16 protein-coding genes are annotated in these 14732 nt (G+C 70.4%); 6 read left to right on the top strand and 10 right to left on the bottom strand.

Annotated elements, in window-relative coordinates; all coding sequences use genetic code 11:
* The first annotated feature begins 48 nt into the window (after nucleotides 1-48).
* Nucleotides 49-894, top strand: coding sequence for a Sir2 family NAD-dependent protein deacetylase (locus AB0P29_RS10515; protein WP_363379700.1), 846 nt, complete (start codon nucleotides 49-51; stop codon nucleotides 892-894).
* Between the two features lie 26 nt (nucleotides 895-920).
* Entirely contained in the window at nucleotides 921-1526 is a 606-nt protein-coding gene (locus tag AB0P29_RS10520) for a histidine phosphatase family protein (RefSeq protein ID WP_363379701.1), read from the top strand.
* Nucleotides 1527-1529: 3 nt separating this feature from the next.
* Here AB0P29_RS10520 and AB0P29_RS10525 read toward each other — a convergent pair whose 3' ends face one another.
* Genes AB0P29_RS10525 through pdhA form a run of 4 tightly spaced genes read right to left on the bottom strand, consistent with a single transcriptional unit; the run spans nucleotide 1530 to nucleotide 6149 of the window.
* Nucleotides 1530-2684 carry an acyl-CoA dehydrogenase family protein gene (locus AB0P29_RS10525; protein WP_363379834.1) on the bottom strand — a complete coding sequence of 385 codons (1155 nt, stop codon included), beginning with the start codon at nucleotides 2682-2684 and terminating at the stop codon, nucleotides 1530-1532.
* Nucleotides 2685-2692: 8 nt separating this feature from the next.
* Entirely contained in the window at nucleotides 2693-4027 is a 1335-nt protein-coding gene (locus AB0P29_RS10530) for a dihydrolipoamide acetyltransferase family protein (RefSeq protein WP_363379702.1), read from the bottom strand.
* Nucleotides 4024-5031, bottom strand: coding sequence for an alpha-ketoacid dehydrogenase subunit beta (locus AB0P29_RS10535; RefSeq protein ID WP_363379703.1), 1008 nt, complete (start codon nucleotides 5029-5031; stop codon nucleotides 4024-4026). The genes AB0P29_RS10530 and AB0P29_RS10535 overlap by 4 nt, the downstream gene beginning before the upstream one ends.
* Nucleotides 5028-6149, bottom strand: a complete 1122-nt coding sequence (gene pdhA, locus AB0P29_RS10540; RefSeq protein ID WP_363379704.1) for a pyruvate dehydrogenase (acetyl-transferring) E1 component subunit alpha — start codon at nucleotides 6147-6149, stop codon at nucleotides 5028-5030. The genes AB0P29_RS10535 and pdhA overlap by 4 nt, the downstream gene beginning before the upstream one ends.
* A gap of 177 nt (nucleotides 6150-6326) precedes the next feature.
* Between pdhA and AB0P29_RS10545 the strand changes: the two genes are divergently transcribed.
* Nucleotides 6327-6800: an Lrp/AsnC family transcriptional regulator gene (locus AB0P29_RS10545; RefSeq protein ID WP_253036082.1), complete on the top strand. Its 474-nt coding sequence runs from the start codon at nucleotides 6327-6329 to the stop codon at nucleotides 6798-6800.
* Here AB0P29_RS10545 and AB0P29_RS10550 read toward each other — a convergent pair.
* Complete coding sequence (locus AB0P29_RS10550) at nucleotides 6748-7755, bottom strand: DMT family transporter (protein WP_311283589.1); 1008 nt, start codon at nucleotides 7753-7755, stop codon at nucleotides 6748-6750. The genes AB0P29_RS10545 and AB0P29_RS10550 overlap by 53 nt on opposite strands.
* Nucleotides 7756-7846: 91 nt before the next feature.
* Between AB0P29_RS10550 and AB0P29_RS10555 the strand changes: the two genes are divergently transcribed.
* Nucleotides 7847-8404 (top strand): CGNR zinc finger domain-containing protein, encoded by a 558-nt coding sequence (locus AB0P29_RS10555; RefSeq protein ID WP_064002260.1) that lies wholly within the window; start codon nucleotides 7847-7849, stop codon nucleotides 8402-8404.
* On the opposite strand, the gene AB0P29_RS10560 is transcribed toward AB0P29_RS10555, so the two are convergent.
* A complete protein-coding gene (locus AB0P29_RS10560; RefSeq protein WP_363379705.1) occupies nucleotides 8364-9260 on the bottom strand; it encodes an alpha/beta hydrolase in 897 nt (298 codons plus the stop codon). The genes AB0P29_RS10555 and AB0P29_RS10560 overlap by 41 nt on opposite strands.
* A gap of 65 nt (nucleotides 9261-9325) precedes the next feature.
* On the opposite strand from AB0P29_RS10560, the gene AB0P29_RS10565 reads away from it, so the two are divergent.
* Nucleotides 9326-10108, top strand: coding sequence for an exonuclease domain-containing protein (locus AB0P29_RS10565; RefSeq protein ID WP_311283587.1), 783 nt, complete (start codon nucleotides 9326-9328; stop codon nucleotides 10106-10108).
* Nucleotides 10109-10145: 37 nt separating this feature from the next.
* Here AB0P29_RS10565 and AB0P29_RS10570 read toward each other — a convergent pair whose 3' ends face one another.
* The 4 genes from AB0P29_RS10570 to glgA all read right to left on the bottom strand — a co-directional run bounded on the left by AB0P29_RS10570 (nucleotide 10146) and on the right by glgA (nucleotide 13381).
* A complete protein-coding gene (locus AB0P29_RS10570) occupies nucleotides 10146-10895 on the bottom strand; it encodes a hypothetical protein (protein ID WP_363379706.1) in 750 nt (249 codons plus the stop codon).
* A 147-nt stretch (nucleotides 10896-11042) separates the two neighbouring features.
* Entirely contained in the window at nucleotides 11043-11294 is a 252-nt protein-coding gene (locus tag AB0P29_RS10575) for a type B 50S ribosomal protein L31 (RefSeq protein WP_018186539.1), read from the bottom strand.
* Nucleotides 11295-11374: 80 nt separating this feature from the next.
* Nucleotides 11375-12160, bottom strand: coding sequence for an ABC transporter ATP-binding protein (locus tag AB0P29_RS10580; protein ID WP_064002264.1), 786 nt, complete (start codon nucleotides 12158-12160; stop codon nucleotides 11375-11377).
* 27 nt (nucleotides 12161-12187) lie between these two features.
* Nucleotides 12188-13381 carry a glycogen synthase gene (gene glgA, locus AB0P29_RS10585; protein WP_363379707.1) on the bottom strand — a complete coding sequence of 398 codons (1194 nt, stop codon included), beginning with the start codon at nucleotides 13379-13381 and terminating at the stop codon, nucleotides 12188-12190.
* A 76-nt stretch (nucleotides 13382-13457) separates the two neighbouring features.
* On the opposite strand from glgA, the gene glgC reads away from it, so the two are divergent.
* Complete coding sequence (glgC, locus tag AB0P29_RS10590; protein WP_217531530.1) at nucleotides 13458-14702, top strand: glucose-1-phosphate adenylyltransferase; 1245 nt, start codon at nucleotides 13458-13460, stop codon at nucleotides 14700-14702.
* Nucleotides 14703-14732: the final 30 nt, after the last annotated feature.

The following is a 14732-nucleotide window of genomic DNA, read 5'->3' on the forward strand; positions in this document are numbered from 1 at the left end:
GATCTGCGCGAAACCGCGACGGCGTAGGCTCGGAAACCGAGGAGGGCCATGAGCGTGCTGGACCTGGATGCCGCGACGAGCGCCGCCGTGGAACGCGCGGTCGACGCGCTCGCCGGGCGCCGCGTCGCCGTCCTCACCGGCGCCGGGGTCTCGACCGATTCGGGCATCCCCGATTACCGCGGCAAGGGCGCCCCCGTCCGCACCCCCATGACGGCGCAGGAGTTCCTCGCCGACGACGCCTCCCGGCGGCGGTACTGGGTGGGCAGTCACCTCGGCTGGCGCACATTCGCCGCCGCCGCCCCCAACGACGGGCACCGCGCGCTCGCCGACCTCGAGCGGTCCGGGGTCGCGACCGGCGTCATCACGCAGAACGTCGACGGGCTCCACCTGCGCGCCGGCAGCCGCCGGGTCGTCGAGCTGCACGGCACGATGCGGCGGGTGAGCTGCCTGCACTGCGGTCAGGTCTTCGACCGGCGCGACCTCGCCGAGCGCATCGAACGCGACAACCCGTGGATCACCGTGCCCGACAGTGTCGAGCTCGGTCCCGACGGCGACGTCCTGCCCGGGCGCAGCGACGGCTTCGTCGTCCCGGACTGCTCGGTGTGCGGCGGGATGCTGAAGCCCGAGGTCGTCTTCTTCGGCGAATACATCCCGCTGGAGAAGTTCCGCGAGGCCGAGCAGCTCGTGCGCGCCAGCAGCGCCCTGCTGATCGCCGGCTCGTCGCTCGTCGTGAACTCCGGCATCCGGCTGCTCGACATGGCGCGGCGCCGCAAGCTCCCCGTCGTCATCGTCAACCGGGGACAGACGCGCGGCGACGCGCGGGCGACGGTCAAGATCGACGCCGGCTCCTCCGAGGTGCTGACGGCCCTCGCCCAGTCGCTCACAGCACCCTGACACTGCGTCGCACGTAGGCTCGACGGGTGACGATCCTCACCCTCGTACGCCACGGCGAGACCGACTGGAACCGCGCCCGCCGCATCCAGGGCTCGACGGACATCCCCCTCAACGACACCGGCCGGATCCAGGCGCGCGCCGCCGCCCACGATCTCGCCGAACGCGTGACGCGCGCGAGCGCGACCGTCGTGGTCTCGAGCGACCTGTCCCGGGCGCACGAGACCGCCCGCATCATCGCCGCGGAGCTCGGCCTGCCGGAACCGACCACCCACATCGGGCTGCGGGAGCGCTCGTACGGCGAGGCCGAGGGCGTCACCGACGTGGAGTTCGCCGAGCGCTGGGGACCTTGGGACACGGCCGTCGTGCCAGGCGCCGAATCCCGCGACGCCGTGGTGGTCCGCGCGCTCGCCGCACTACAGGAGGTCGTCGAGCGCGCCCGGCGCGAGAACGATCCGCACGCCCCCGACCTCATCGTCGTCGCCCACGGCGCTCTCATCCGCGCCGTCATGGAGCACGTGACCGACGGCGTGCACCCCGGCCGAGGCCACAAGATCCTCAACGGGTCGGCTCACAGCTTCCGCGTCGAGCCCGAGGGTCTCATCCTGCTCGAGACCTCCGCCGTCCCCGTCTGACGATCAGGCAAGCCCGAGCGATCGGGCGATCAGGAGCAGCTGCACCTCGGTCGTCCCCTCCCCCACTTCGAGGATCTTCGAGTCGCGGAAGTGCCGGGCGACGGGGTACTCGTTCATGAACCCGTTGCCGCCGAAGATCTGCGTCGCATCGCGTGCGTTGTCCATCGCGGCGTCGCTCGAGGTGAGCTTGGCGATGGCGGCCTCGGTCTTGAACGGCAGCCCCGCGTCGCGCAGACGCGCGGCGTGCAGCCAGGCCAGCCGCGACACGTGCACGCGCTGCTGCATGCGGGCCAGCATGAACTGGATCGCCTGCCTGCTGCCCAGCGACTCCCCGAACACGACACGGCTCTTCGCGTGGTCGACGGCCGCCTCGAGGCATCCCTCCGCGGCACCGGTGGCGAGCGCCGCAATCGCGATCCGGCCCTCGTCGAGGATGTGCAGGAAGTTCGCGAAACCGCGGCCGCGCTCCCCCAGGAGGTTCCCCTCCGGGACGCGCGCGCCCGTGAAGACGAGCGGATGCGTGTCGCTCGCATGCCAGCCGACCTTGTCGTACGCCGGGCCGACCGTGAACCCCGGGGTGCCGCTCGGGACGATGATCGTCGAGATCTCCCGCGTCGCGGAACCCGGCTCACCCGTGACGGCGGTGACGGTGACGAAGCGCGTGATCGCGGTGCCCGAGTTGGTGATGAACTGCTTGGCCCCGTCGATCACCCACTCGCCGTCGTCGAGACGCGCGGTCGTGCGGGTGGCCCCGGCATCCGATCCCGCCTCCGGCTCGGTCAGACCGAACCCGGCGAGCGCACGACCCGCCAGCAGGTCGGGCAGGTGCTCCTCGCGCTGCGCGTCGGTCCCGAAGCGGAAGATCGGCATCGCCCCGAGGCTGACACCGGCCTCCAGCGTGATGGCGATGGACTGATCGACGCGCGCGAGCGCCTCGATCGCGAGTCCGAGCGTGACGTAGTCGCCGCCCTGCCCGCCGACCTCCTCGGGGAACGGGAGGCCGAACAGTCCCATGTCGCCCATCTGGGCGACGACGTCCATCGGCAGGGTCTTCGTGCGATCCGCCTCGTACGACACCGGCGCGACCACCTCGTCGGCGAACGAGCGCACGAGACCCGCGAGCTCGACCTGTTCCTCGCTGAGTCCGTATCCCGACATCGACAGGCTCATGCGAACACCATCGCCCGGGCCGGGTCCCGCAGGACGTCGCCCACGTCGGTGAGGAACCGAGCCGCCTCGGCGCCGTCGACCAGCCGGTGGTCGAACGACAGGCTCAGCGTCATGACGTCGCGCAGCGCGACGCCGCCCTCGTGCTCCCAGGGCCGGCGCTGGACCGCTCCGAGACCGAGGATGCCGGCCTCCCCCGGCACGAGGATGGGTGTGCCGGCGTCGACTCCGAACACCCCGTAGTTGGTGATCGAGAAGGTGCCGCCCGACAGGTCCGCCGGAGTGGCCTTGCCCGCCCGTGCCGTCTCGGCGAGGGCGCGGATCGCGTCGGAGAGCTCGAGGAGCGGCATCCCGCCGGCATCCTTCACCGACGGAACGACGAGTCCGCGCTCGGTCGCCGCGGCGATGCCGAGGTTGACCTTCGCGAAGCGGACGATCTCGCCCGCCGCGTCGTCCCACGTCGCGTTCAACTCCGGCGTGCGGCGCAGCGCGAGGCAGACCGCCTTCGCGGCGACCGCCATGATCCCGACCCGGTGCGCCGCGTAGCGGGCGTCGGCCCGCAGACCCGCCACGAAGGCGACGGATGCCGTCACGTCGACGGTGAGGAAGGTCGCCGCGTGCGGGGCGGTGAACGCGGAGCGCACCATCGCGTCGGCCGTGTGCTTTCGCACCCCGCGGATCGGGATGCGCTCGTCGCCGGCCGCGCCGGCGACGGGTGCCGCGGTCGGCGGCACGGGCCCGCGCGGAGCCTCGGGGGTCGCCGGGGCCGTGCGGGCGGCGTAGGCCTCGACGTCGTCGCGGGTGATGAGACCGTCCACCCCGCTCGCGGCCACGAGGTCGAGGTCGACCCCGAGGTCGCGGGCCAGCTTGCGCACCGGCGGCGTGGACCGGGGGCGCTCGCGCGGCTCGCGCTCGGGGGCGCTCGGCGCGATCGCGTCGTGCGGCGCGGCCTCGCGGACGGCCAGATCGACGGCGTCGCCCGCCGCCCCCGCCCGAGCCCGCCGCTGCGGGCGGGCGGTGCTGCGGGGCGCCGCCCCGTAGCCGACCAGGTTGGGCTCGCGCTTCTCCGCGGTCTCGGGGACCGGGGCATCCGATCCTTCGACGTCGAACGAGATGAGCACCTCGCCGACGGGGACGACGTCGCCCTCGGCGTGACGGATCGCCGAGACGGTGCCGGCGAACGGGGACGGGAGTTCGACGACGGCCTTGGCCGTCTCGACCTCGGCGATCGTCTGGTTCAGCGTGACCTCGTCACCCGCGGCGACGTGCCACTGCACGATCTCGGCCTCGACGAGGCCCTCCCCCAGGTCGGGAAGGCGGAAGTCTGTGATCACGCGGTCACCTCCGGCATCCCGGCGCGACCCATGACGCGGTCGACGGCGTCGAGGATCCGATCGAGGTCGGGCAGATGGTGCTGCTCGAGCTTCGCCGGCGGGTACGGCACGTCGTGCCCGGTCACCCTCAGCGGCGGCGCTTCGAGGTAGTGGAAGCACTTCTCGGTGATGCTCGCGATCACCTCGGCGGCGACACCGGCTTCACGGGACGCCTCGTGCGTGACCACGACGCGACCCGTGCGCCGGACGGAGGCCGCCACGGTCCCGTAGTCGACCGGGGACAGCGACCGCAGGTCGATCACCTCGAGCGAGAGTCCCTCATCCTCGGCGGCGAGCGCGGCATCCATCGCCGTCGTCACCTGCGAGCCGTACGTGACGATCGTCACGTCGGTGCCCTCCCGGACGACGCGCGCGAGGCCGAGGGGCGGCACGTCGGCGATGTCGCCGTCGAGATCGACCTCGCCCTTGGAGTGGTACAGCCGTTTCGGCTCGAAGAAGACGACCGGGTCGTCGCTCGCGATCGCCTGACGGAGCATCGTGTACGCGTCCTGCGGGTTCGACACGGCCACCACGCGCAGACCCGCGGTGTGGACGAAGTACGCCTCGGGCGATTCGGAGTGGTGCTCGGCGGCCCCCACGCCACCGGCCCAGGGGATGCGGATCGTGATCGGCATCTTCACGCGTCCCTGCGTGCGGTAGTGCAGCTTCGCGACCTGACTGACGATCTGGTCGAAGGCGGGGTAGACGAACCCGTCGAACTGGATCTCGACGATCGGCCGGAAGCCCCGGAAGGCGAGGCCGACGGCGGTCCCCACGATGCCGGACTCCGCGAGCGGGGTGTCGACCACACGGCGGGGTCCGAACTCGGCCTGCAGACCGTCGGTGATGCGGAACACGCCACCGAGGCGGCCGATGTCCTCCCCCATCACGAGCACGCGGTCGTCGTCGGTCAGGGCGCGCCGCATCGCGGCGTTCAGGGCCTTGCCCATCGTGAGCTCGGTCATCGCGACCCTCCTTCAGCGAAGCCGTCGAGGTACGCGGCGAATCCGGCGCGCTGCTCGTCGAGCCCGCTGTGAGGCTCCGCGTACACGTGGTCGAACACACGCAGCGGCTCGGGGGCGGCGGCCCCCACGACGGCGCTGCGCATCGCCGCCGTGAAGCGGTCGGCATCCGCCGTCAACGCCTCGGCGAAGGCGTCGTCCAACGCACCGAGGGACCGCAGGTACGCCTCGACCCGGGCGAGGGGGTCGCGCGCCCGCCAGTACGCCACCTCGTCCGCGTCGCGGTAGCGGGTGGGGTCGTCCGAGGTGGTGTGCGGTCCGACGCGGTAGGTGACGGCCTCGAGGTACGCGGGACCGCGGCCGCTCCGGGCGTGGTCGGCCGCCCAGCGCATCGCCGCGATGCACGCGAGGACGTCGTTGCCGTCGACGCGCAGGCTCGGGATGCCGAAGCCCGGCGCGCGGCCGGCGATCCGTGTCCGCGACTGCAGTCCGACGGGTTCGGAGATCGCCCACTGGTTGTTGGAGCAGACGAACACGACGGGCACCCCGAAGGCCGAGCCGAAGACCATCGCCTCGTTGACGTCGCCCTGGCTCGTCGCGCCGTCGCCGAAGTAGGCGACCGCGACCTGGTCGCCGCCGTCGCGCTGGACGCCCATGGCGTACCCGACGGCGTGGAGGCTCTGCGCGCCGATGATGATCTGCGGGTTCGCGACGTGGACGTCGGCGGGGTCCCAGCTGGCGTGCTCGGCGCCGTGCCACACCATGACGAAGTCGCGGGGCTTCACGCCGCGGACGACCTCGATGCCGATCTCGCGGTAGCTGGGAAAGAGGAAGTCGTCGTCGTGGCAGGCCCAGGCGGTGCCGACCTGCACGGCCTCCTGACCCTGCGCCGGCGCCCAGAGGCCCAAGTGGCCCTGGCGCTGCAGCGCGACCCCTTCGGCATCGAGGCGGCGGGTCAGGAACATGTCGCGGTAGACCTGGCGGAGCATCGCGGCGTCGACGTCGGCGGCCCACGGGTCGAGCCGCTCGTCGCGGACGCGGCGGCCCTCGTGGTCGAGAAGGCGGGCCACGTCCTCGGTGTCGCTCGCCACCGACGCGGCGGGGGTCAGAGTGTCGGTCATCATCGTCCCTCTCTGATCGCGGACACGCGTCTTGTGGACGGGTGACCGGCGCAGAACACCGGCTTCGTCGCCGGATGCTGTGAGAGTATGCCGACATCGCACCTCGCTCAAGCATCACGCGCAACATTGAGCAGGATGCGTAAGCGGCGCCGCGACCCCCTGCTATGGTGTGGCACTATGAGCGCCCTCGACCACGTGGATCTCGAGCTGCTGAACGCCCTCGCCGAGGACCACCGTGCCACCGTGGTCGCGCTCGCCGAGCGACTCGGGCTCTCCCGCAACACCGTCCAGGCTCGCATGGCCAAGCTCGAGCGATCGGGGGTCTTCCTCTCGTTCGAGCGGGCGATGTCGCCCGCCGCACTGGGGTATGCGATCGACGCGATCCTGCACGTCCAGGTGCGCCAGGCGGACCTACCGCGGATCACCGACGAGCTGCAGGAGATCCCCGAAGTGGTCCAGTGCCACGGACTGAGCGGCCCCGTCGACCTGCTCGTGCGGGTCGCGGCCCGCGACACTCAGCACCTGTTCGACATCGACGCGCGCATCCTCGCGATCGACGGCGTCGAGCGCACTGAGACCTCCCTCGCCATGGGCGAGGTCATCGGATACCGGGTCCGACCTCTCCTGGCAGCGGCTCGGCGGGGGAACTGACATCGGCGGGCGCGCGTTCCTCGACACGGACGAGGACCACGCCCACCAGGATGAGCGCGCCACCCACGAACTGGACCGGCGCAGGCGCCTCCCCCAGCAGCAGCCACGCGAAGCTCAGCGCGAACAGCACCTCGGACAGCCCGACGAACGAGGCCAGCCGCGACCCGATCCTCGGGACCGCCATGACGCCGAACGCGTACCCCAGGGCCGTGCACAATCCCACCAAGAGCAGCGGGACCAGCGGCGCAGCACTCATCCCGAGGAGCTCGACCGGCGCGCCCGACACGGTGAGTGGCAGGATGCCGACACCCGCCAGGGCCAGGATCGTCACCGTTCCGACGAGCAACCCTCCGGCCGCCAGGGCGAGCGGCGGCAGGTCGTCCCCGGTGCGCTCACTCATGACGAAGTACACGCACGCGCACACCGCCGCCAGGAGGGCGAACGCCGTGCCGAGCAGGTCGAAGCGCGCACCGGCGATGTCGACGACGAGGACGAGGCCGGCCATGGCGACGACCGACCCGATGAGGACGGTGCGCGACGGCGCGCGGCGCGTCCTCGCCCAGACGAAGAGGACGAGCATGACCGGCGCGAGGTACTGGATGAGCAGGGCGACGCCCACCGGCATCCGCTGCAGGGCCGAGAAGTAGAAGACCTGGCATCCCACCACCGGGATGAGCCCGAAGGCGACGAGCGAGAGCCAGTGCACCCGCAGGAAGTCCGGGCGGCGGCGGAGCGTGCGAACGAGCGCGGGCGAGAGGACGAGGCCCGCGACACCCATCCGGATCGCCAGCACGGCCGCGAGCGACCAGCCGCCCTCGAGGAGCGGCTTGGCGATCGGGCCGCTGATCGAGAACGTCAGCGCGCTCGTGACCGCCAGCAGCAGTCCGCTCGAGGGCGTGCGCCGCACGACGGGGGCGGGGCCGGCGGCGAGCCGGACGGGCGCGGTGTGCGTCATCGATCGTCCTCGGGGGTGCGGTCCGTGAGTCATGACCTAAGCGTCATTACACTGGTGACAGTAGTGATCCCCCGCGTCAGGAGTCAAGACCATGTTCATCCATGACACCGAGATCTCGCTGCGCGCCGCGACGGCGCTTGTGAACTCCCTGCCCGAGATCGACGGCGAGGGCGTCGACAGACTGGCAACCCTGGACGACCTGAGCGCGTTCCTGCAGGAGTTCCCCTACAGCGGTGTGATCCGCCGGGACGACGTCGAACTGTCCGAACTGCGGGCCGCACGCACGCGACTGCGGATGCTGTGGGCCGGCGACCGGGTGGCGGCGGTGCCCATCGTCAACGCGATGCTGCGCGAGGGGAAGGCGCTCCCCCAGCTCGTCATCCACGACTCCTACGACTGGCACATCCACGCGACCGATGACGCGGCGCCGCTCGCGACGCGCATCACCGTCGAGGTCGCGATGGCGTTCGTCGACGTCATCCGCTCGGACGAGTTTGACCGCGTACGGGTGTGCTCGGCCGACGACTGCGAGGCCGTCTACATCGACTATTCGAAGAACGGCTCGAAGCGCTACTGCGACACCGGCAACTGCGGCAACCGCATGAACGTCATGGCGTATCGCCGCCGGAAGGCCGAAGAAAGCGCGTGACGGCGGATGCCGCGGCCTGCGGCGTCTCGTAGTGGATCAGGTGCCCCACACCGGGGATCACGACGAGCTCCGCGTGCGGGAACAGCTTCTGCAGCGCGTACTGCGCCGACAGCGGCGTGATGTCGTCGTTCTCCGCGGCGATGAGCAGCGTCGGCACCGCGATGTCGGGGGCTGCGGCCCGGACGTCGTTCGACACCGAGGTGACGAACGCCTCGTGCAGGGTGTCTCGATCGGCGAATCGCGAGAAGTAGGTGTCGTGCTGGTCGTGGATGAAGGCGCGGAGGTCCTTGTCGCGCGTCTTGGCCATCGCGATGCTCATGACCCGCACGATGAGCGGGTTCCGCAGGAGCGCGTCGCCCAGGCGGCGCGGCAGGCGTGCCCCGGCCCGGTAGTAGAAGATCGCGAGACGGGTGAGGATGCCGCGGGGTCCCTCGAGCGCCGGTGCGCCGATGGGGTTCACGAGGATGAGCCGCGGCGTCGGGAGCCCGCGGGCCACGGCGGCCGCCGAGACGATCGATCCGAACGAGTGCCCCAGGACGACGGCTCCCGGCGCCGCCGCGGCGGCGAAGGCCGTGAGCCAGTCGGCGTAGCCGACCAGATCGTGCCGGCCGGGCAGGGCGGGGGTCTCGCCGAACCCCGGGAGGTCGGGTGAGACGACGCGTACGTCGTCGAGGAAGGCGACGACCGGCTCGAGGCCGTGGTGCTCCCCCCGGAATCCGTGGACGGCGAGGATCGTCGTGGCCGCGTCACCCGGTCCGTAGGTCCAGTAGGCCGTCCGGGTCCCCGCGACGGTCACGTCGTGCCGCGCGACGGGGATGGCGTCGAGTCGCTCGGCGTACGGGTTCGCGGCGGTCACCCGACGAGTCTACGAGCGCGGCGCGCCGCCCGAGGCATGTCGGCGGTCCGTCCTACGCTCGGAGTGTGGTGAGTTGGCAGTCCGTTCCCCTCTGGGACGACTGTGCGTGGGACGACGACGCGCTCGCGCCCGACATCGTTCTGCCGGCCGCGGAGGTCTCCGACGTACCGGCGGACGGGACGCTCGGTGTCTTCGACCTCGAGACGACGGGCGTCGACGTCTGCGAGGACCGCATCGTGACCGCCCACGTCGGCGTGCTGGACGCCCAGGGACGTGTGGTCTCGGCGCAGAGCTGGCTCGCAGATCCGGGGATCGAGATCCCCGCGGGCGCGACCGCCGTCCACGGGATCACGACGGCGCACGCGCGCGCCGCGGGGCGTGCCGCAGCGGAGGTCGTGGCCGAGGTGACCGCCGCATTGCGCGCCCTCTTCGTTCGCGGCATCCCCGTCGTGGCCTACAACGCCCCGTTCGACTTCTCGATGCTCAAGTACGAAGGGATGCGACTCGGCGTCGAGCCCATCGCGAACCCGTCGCCCGTCGTCGACCCGCTCGTCGTCGACAAGACCTACGACCGCTACCGCCGTGGCAAGCGCACCCTCGAGGTCGTCGCCGCGCACTACGCCGTCCCCCTCGAGGGTGCGCACGATGCGGCGGCGGATGCCGTCGCCGCGGGGCGCGTCGCACAGGCGATCGCCGCCCGGTTCGGGCTCGAACTCGGTTCGACCGAGCTCCACACCCAGCAGGTGTCGTGGGCCAGGGCTCAGGCCGAAAGCCTCACGCAGTACTTCATCAGCATCGGCCGGCTCGACCCTGAGGACGCCCTCGACGGCAGCTGGCCGATCCGCTGACCCTCGGCGGAAACGACGAAGGCCCCGCCGGAGCGTGTCAGTCGATCAACTTCTCCGCACCAGGGTGCTTGACGAAACCCAGGAGGCGATCAGCACGCTCGGTCCATAGCGCGATCCGGTCCGTCATGACCGATAGAGGCAATCGACCACCATGCTCCTCCCGCAGGCGTGGCTGATCGTATATCCGGACCAGCCCATCAGCGTCGAATTCTTGGACGTAGGCATGAGCATCGGCTTGATCGCCGCCGATCGCAGGCAGCATCTCTCCCTCAACGCTTGGCCACGATTTGGGCTCTGGCGCGAGAGCCTTTAGTCGCTCCAGGGCCTGGAAGTGTTCGACGTCGTATTTGGCGACGATACGGAGAAATCTGTCGCGCTCAGGATCTCCCCCAGTGCGGACCCAACCGTTGATCAAGGCGAGCCAGATCAGCTCACGTTTGGCTTCGACCTGAGCCTCATGCGCCGCTGACCATGCACGGACCACTGCAGAGTCGAATTCCTCAGAATCCATTGCTCGTCGCCAGTCGTTGGAGGTCACGACCGATTGCAGTTCCTGAACCAGCCGTGCCAGCGTCCTGATGGCGCGGGCGTGCTGTCTCCCGGTCGGCGTGTCGACCACTTCGAGCAAGCTGGCGGCGATCGGCCCAACAGCCGGAAGTACGCCCACCGCGGCCAGTACAGTGCGCACCAAAGCTAGCTGCGCATCCCCAGGAGTTGGAGCGAGCAGATCTTCGCCGGCGATGGCTTCGAGCGCTAGTCTCGCGTCACCTGAGTCATCATTTGCCAAGTCCGCTCTCCGTTCGGTGTGCAACCAGATCCGCGGATCGAGCATAAGGGCACAGGAAGCCGGCCATCTCGTCACGACTTACCCGCGCACCACGCGTAGCGGGTACGACGAAGGCCCCGCCGGAGCGGGGCCTTCGGTGACGGCTGCTTACTTGCTGCCGAAGTTCTTGAAGCGCTGGTTGAACTTCTCGACGCGGCCGGCCGAGTCCATGATGCGCTGCTTGCCCGTGTAGAACGGGTGCGAGGCGGACGAGATCTCGACGTCGATGACGGGGTAGGTCTCGCCGTCCAGCTCGATCGTCTTGTCGCTCGAGACCGTCGAACGGGTCAGGAAGGTCTCGCCGGAGCCGAGGTCGCGGAACACGACGGCGCGGTACTCGGGGTGGATGTCAGTCTTCATTGGGTTCCTCACGAAGTGCCCTGGATTTTGCCAGATGCGGGTGGAAGTCTGCGGCGCGAGCGCGCCAACGCAAGATTCTATCAGGATGCCGCGCGCGCGGCGAACCGGCCGTCCTCGGCCGTCAGCGTGATGGGCAGACCGAAGGTGGCGGTGAGGTTCTCCGCCGTCAGGGTCTCGGCGATCGGCCCCTGCGCGACCGCGGCTCCCTCGCGCAGCAGGAGAACGTGCGTGAAGCCGACGGGGATCTCCTCGACGTGGTGGGTGACCATGATCATGGCCGGCGTCGACTCCTCCCGGGCGTACCCGCCGAGGAGGGACAGCAGCTCCTCGCGGGCGCCGAGGTCGAGGCTGGCGGTCGGCTCGTCCAGCAGCAGCAGCTCGGGGTCGGTCATGACGGCACGGGCGATCTGCACCCGCTTCTGCTCACCGTCGGAGAGCGTCCCGAAGGTGCGGTCGGCGAGGTCCGCAAGACCCCACTCCCCCAGCACGCGACGCGCACGGCGCTCATCGATCGCCTCGTAGTCCTCGCGCCACCGGCCCAGGACCGAGTAGGCCGCCGTGAGGACGACGTCGAGCACCGTCTCGTCCTGGGGCACGCGCTTGGCCATCGCCGACGACGCGAAGCCGATCCGCGGGCGCAGGTCGAAGACGTCGGTGCGTCCGAGCCGCTCGTCGAGGACGGTGACGGCGCCGGAGGTGGGGTGGACGAGTGTCGCCGCGAGCTGCAGCACCGTCGTCTTGCCGGCGCCGTTGGGGCCGAGCACCACCCAGCGCTGGTCGGACTCGACCGTCCAGTCGATCCCGTCGACGATGTTGCGGGCGTTGCGGCGGACGACGACGTCGGCGAGTTCGAGCACCTGAGGCATGGCCCCAGCCTATCGAGCCTCGCGGGGCTACCGAGCGGCCGCCACGACCTCCCGGTACAGGGCGGCCGTCTCGTCGGCGATCGCCTCCCAGCTGAAAGCGGATGCCGCCCGCTCGCGACCGGCTCTGCCGTAGGCGCGTGCCTTCTCCGGATCGGAGACGACCTCCGTGAGCGTCGCGGCGAGGTCGGCGACGAACTTTTCCGGATCGACCGGCGTCCCCGTCCCGTCCTCGGCCTGTTCGATCTCGACGAGGCGACCGGTCTCGCCGTCGATGACGACCTCGGGGATGCCGCCGGTCGCGGTGCCGACGACGGCCGCGCCGCACGCCATGGCTTCGAGGTTGACGATGCCGAGCGGCTCATAGATCGACGGGCAGACGAAGGTCGTCGCCGAGGTGAGGATCGCACAGAGATCGGGACGCGGCAGGAACTCCTCGATCCAGACGACACCCTCGCGGGTCCGCTGGAGCTGCTGGACGAGGCCCTGGACCTCGGCCATGATCTCCGGCGTGTCCGGGGCCCCGGCGCACAGGATGAGCTGCACCTCGGGGGGCAAGAGCTCGGCGGCGCGCAGGAAGTACGGCAGACCCTTCTGGCGGGTGATGCGCCCCACGAAGACGACCGACGGCCGGGTCGGGTCGATGCCCCACCGCGACAGGAGCTCCGGGTCCTCCCGGGGCTGCCAGGCGTCGACGTCGATGCCGTTGTAGATGACCCGCACCTTGGCGGGGTCGAGGGCCGGATAGCTCCGGAGGATGTCGCGCCGCATCCCGTCGCTGACGGCGACCACCGCGGCGGCGTTCTCGTAGGCGGTCTTCTCGACGTAGCTCGAGAGCGCGTAGCCGCCGCCGAGCTGCTCGGCCTTCCACGGACGCAGCGGCTCGAGGGAGTGCGCGGTCACGACGTGCGGCACACCGTGCAGCATCGAGGCGAGGAACCCGGCGTAGTTGGCGTACCAGGTGTGGCTGTGCACGACGTCCGCGCCCGCGACGTCGCCCACGATCTCGAGGTCGGTCCCGAGGGTCTGCAGCGCGGGGTTCGCCGCCGACAGGCCGACGGGGACGGCATAGGACGTGGTGTCGGCCTCGTCGCGCTCGGCGCCGAAGGCACGGACCTGGACCTCCATGCGGGAGCGGAGCGCCTTCACCAATTCGGTCACATGGACACCGGCTCCGCCGTAGATCTCGGGCGGGTATTCCTTCGTGACGATGTCGACGCGCATGGACCGAACTCTAGGGCACCGGGACACGGCGTCACAGTCCTAGTCGGACCCTCGGAAAGACACATAGTGTGAGCACATGCCAGCATCCCCGAAGGTCCTCGGTATCGTCCTCGCCGGTGGCGAGGGCAAGCGACTCATGCCGCTCACCCAGGACCGCGCGAAACCCGCCGTCCCCTTCGGCGGGCAGTACCGATTGATCGACTTCGCGATCTCGAACCTCATCAACTCCGAGCTCCGCCAGATCGTCGTCCTGACGCAGTACAAGTCGCACAGCCTCGACCGTCACGTGTCGCAGACGTGGCGCATGTCGGCTCTGCTCGGGGCCTACGTCACCTCCGTGCCCGCACAGCAGCGGCTCGGCAAACGATGGTTCTCGGGGTCGGCCGACGCGATCCTCCAGTCCCTCAACCTGATCCACGACGAGAAGCCCGACATCGTCGCGGTCATCGGCGCCGATCACGTGTACCGCATGGACTTCCAGCAGATGATCGAGGCGCACATCGCCTCGGGCGCGCGCGCCTCGGTGGCCGGCATCCGTCAGCCCATCGGGCTGGCCAACCAGTTCGGCGTGATCGACGTGGACCCCGCCGACGGCGTCACGATCCGGGACTTCCTCGAGAAGCCGCAGAACCCCACCGGGCTGCCCGACAGCCCCGGCGAGGTGCTCGCCTCGATGGGCAACTACGTCTTCGACACCGACGCGCTGATCGAGGCCGTCGAGGCCGACGGAGAGCTGCCGACCTCGAACCACGACATGGGCGGCGACATCATCCCCTACTTCGTCTCCCGGGGCGAGGCCGCAGTCTACGACTTCAAGCGCAACGACGTGCCCGGCTCCACCGACCGCGACCGCGACTACTGGCGCGACGTGGGGACGATCGACTCGTTCTTCGACGCGCACATGGACCTCATCTCCGCGCTGCCGGTCTTCAACCTGTACAACATGGACTGGCCGATCCGTTCGCAGTCGGTGAACTCGCCGCCGGCGAAGTTCGTCCGCGACGGGATGGGGCGCATCGGGAACGCGATCGACTCGATCGTGTCGCTGGGCTGTGTGCTCTCGGGCACGCATCTCGAGCGGAGCGTGCTGGGTCCGTGGACGCTCTCGGGCGGCGGCGCGACCATCACCGACTCCGTCCTCTTCGACCATGTGAGCGTCGGTGCCGGCGCACGTGTGCACCGCGCGATCCTCGACAAGAACGTCGTGATCGAACCCGGGGCCACCGTGGGCGTCGACCGCGAGCTCGATCTGTCGCGCGGGTTCACCGTCACCGACAGCGGACTCACCGTCGTGGGGAAGAACATCCGCATCACCTCCTGAGCGCGGGGTCCGGCGATGGAGCCGCTAGCG

Origin of the sequence: Microbacterium sp. NPDC080220 (assembly GCF_040686395.1) — a bacterium.
GTDB classification, from domain to species: Bacteria; Actinomycetota; Actinomycetes; order Actinomycetales; family Microbacteriaceae; genus Microbacterium; species Microbacterium gawkjiense.

Coding starts and splice junctions, on each gene's coding strand:
- glgC (WP_217531530.1), top strand. CDS start 13,458: ATGCCAGCATCCCCGAAGGTCCTCGGTATCGTCCTCGCCGGTGGCGAG.
- AB0P29_RS10575 (WP_018186539.1), bottom strand. CDS start 11,294: ATGAAGACTGACATCCACCCCGAGTACCGCGCCGTCGTGTTCCGCGAC.
- AB0P29_RS10535 (WP_363379703.1), bottom strand. CDS start 5,031: ATGACCGAGCTCACGATGGGCAAGGCCCTGAACGCCGCGATGCGGCGC.
- AB0P29_RS10545 (WP_253036082.1), top strand. CDS start 6,327: ATGAGCGCCCTCGACCACGTGGATCTCGAGCTGCTGAACGCCCTCGCC.
- AB0P29_RS10515 (WP_363379700.1), top strand. CDS start 49: ATGAGCGTGCTGGACCTGGATGCCGCGACGAGCGCCGCCGTGGAACGC.
- glgA (WP_363379707.1), bottom strand. CDS start 13,381: ATGCGCGTCGACATCGTCACGAAGGAATACCCGCCCGAGATCTACGGC.
- AB0P29_RS10580 (WP_064002264.1), bottom strand. CDS start 12,160: ATGCCTCAGGTGCTCGAACTCGCCGACGTCGTCGTCCGCCGCAACGCC.
- AB0P29_RS10550 (WP_311283589.1), bottom strand. CDS start 7,755: ATGACGCACACCGCGCCCGTCCGGCTCGCCGCCGGCCCCGCCCCCGTC.
- AB0P29_RS10555 (WP_064002260.1), top strand. CDS start 7,847: ATGTTCATCCATGACACCGAGATCTCGCTGCGCGCCGCGACGGCGCTT.
- pdhA (WP_363379704.1), bottom strand. CDS start 6,149: ATGACCGACACTCTGACCCCCGCCGCGTCGGTGGCGAGCGACACCGAG.
- AB0P29_RS10525 (WP_363379834.1), bottom strand. CDS start 2,684: ATGTCGGGATACGGACTCAGCGAGGAACAGGTCGAGCTCGCGGGTCTC.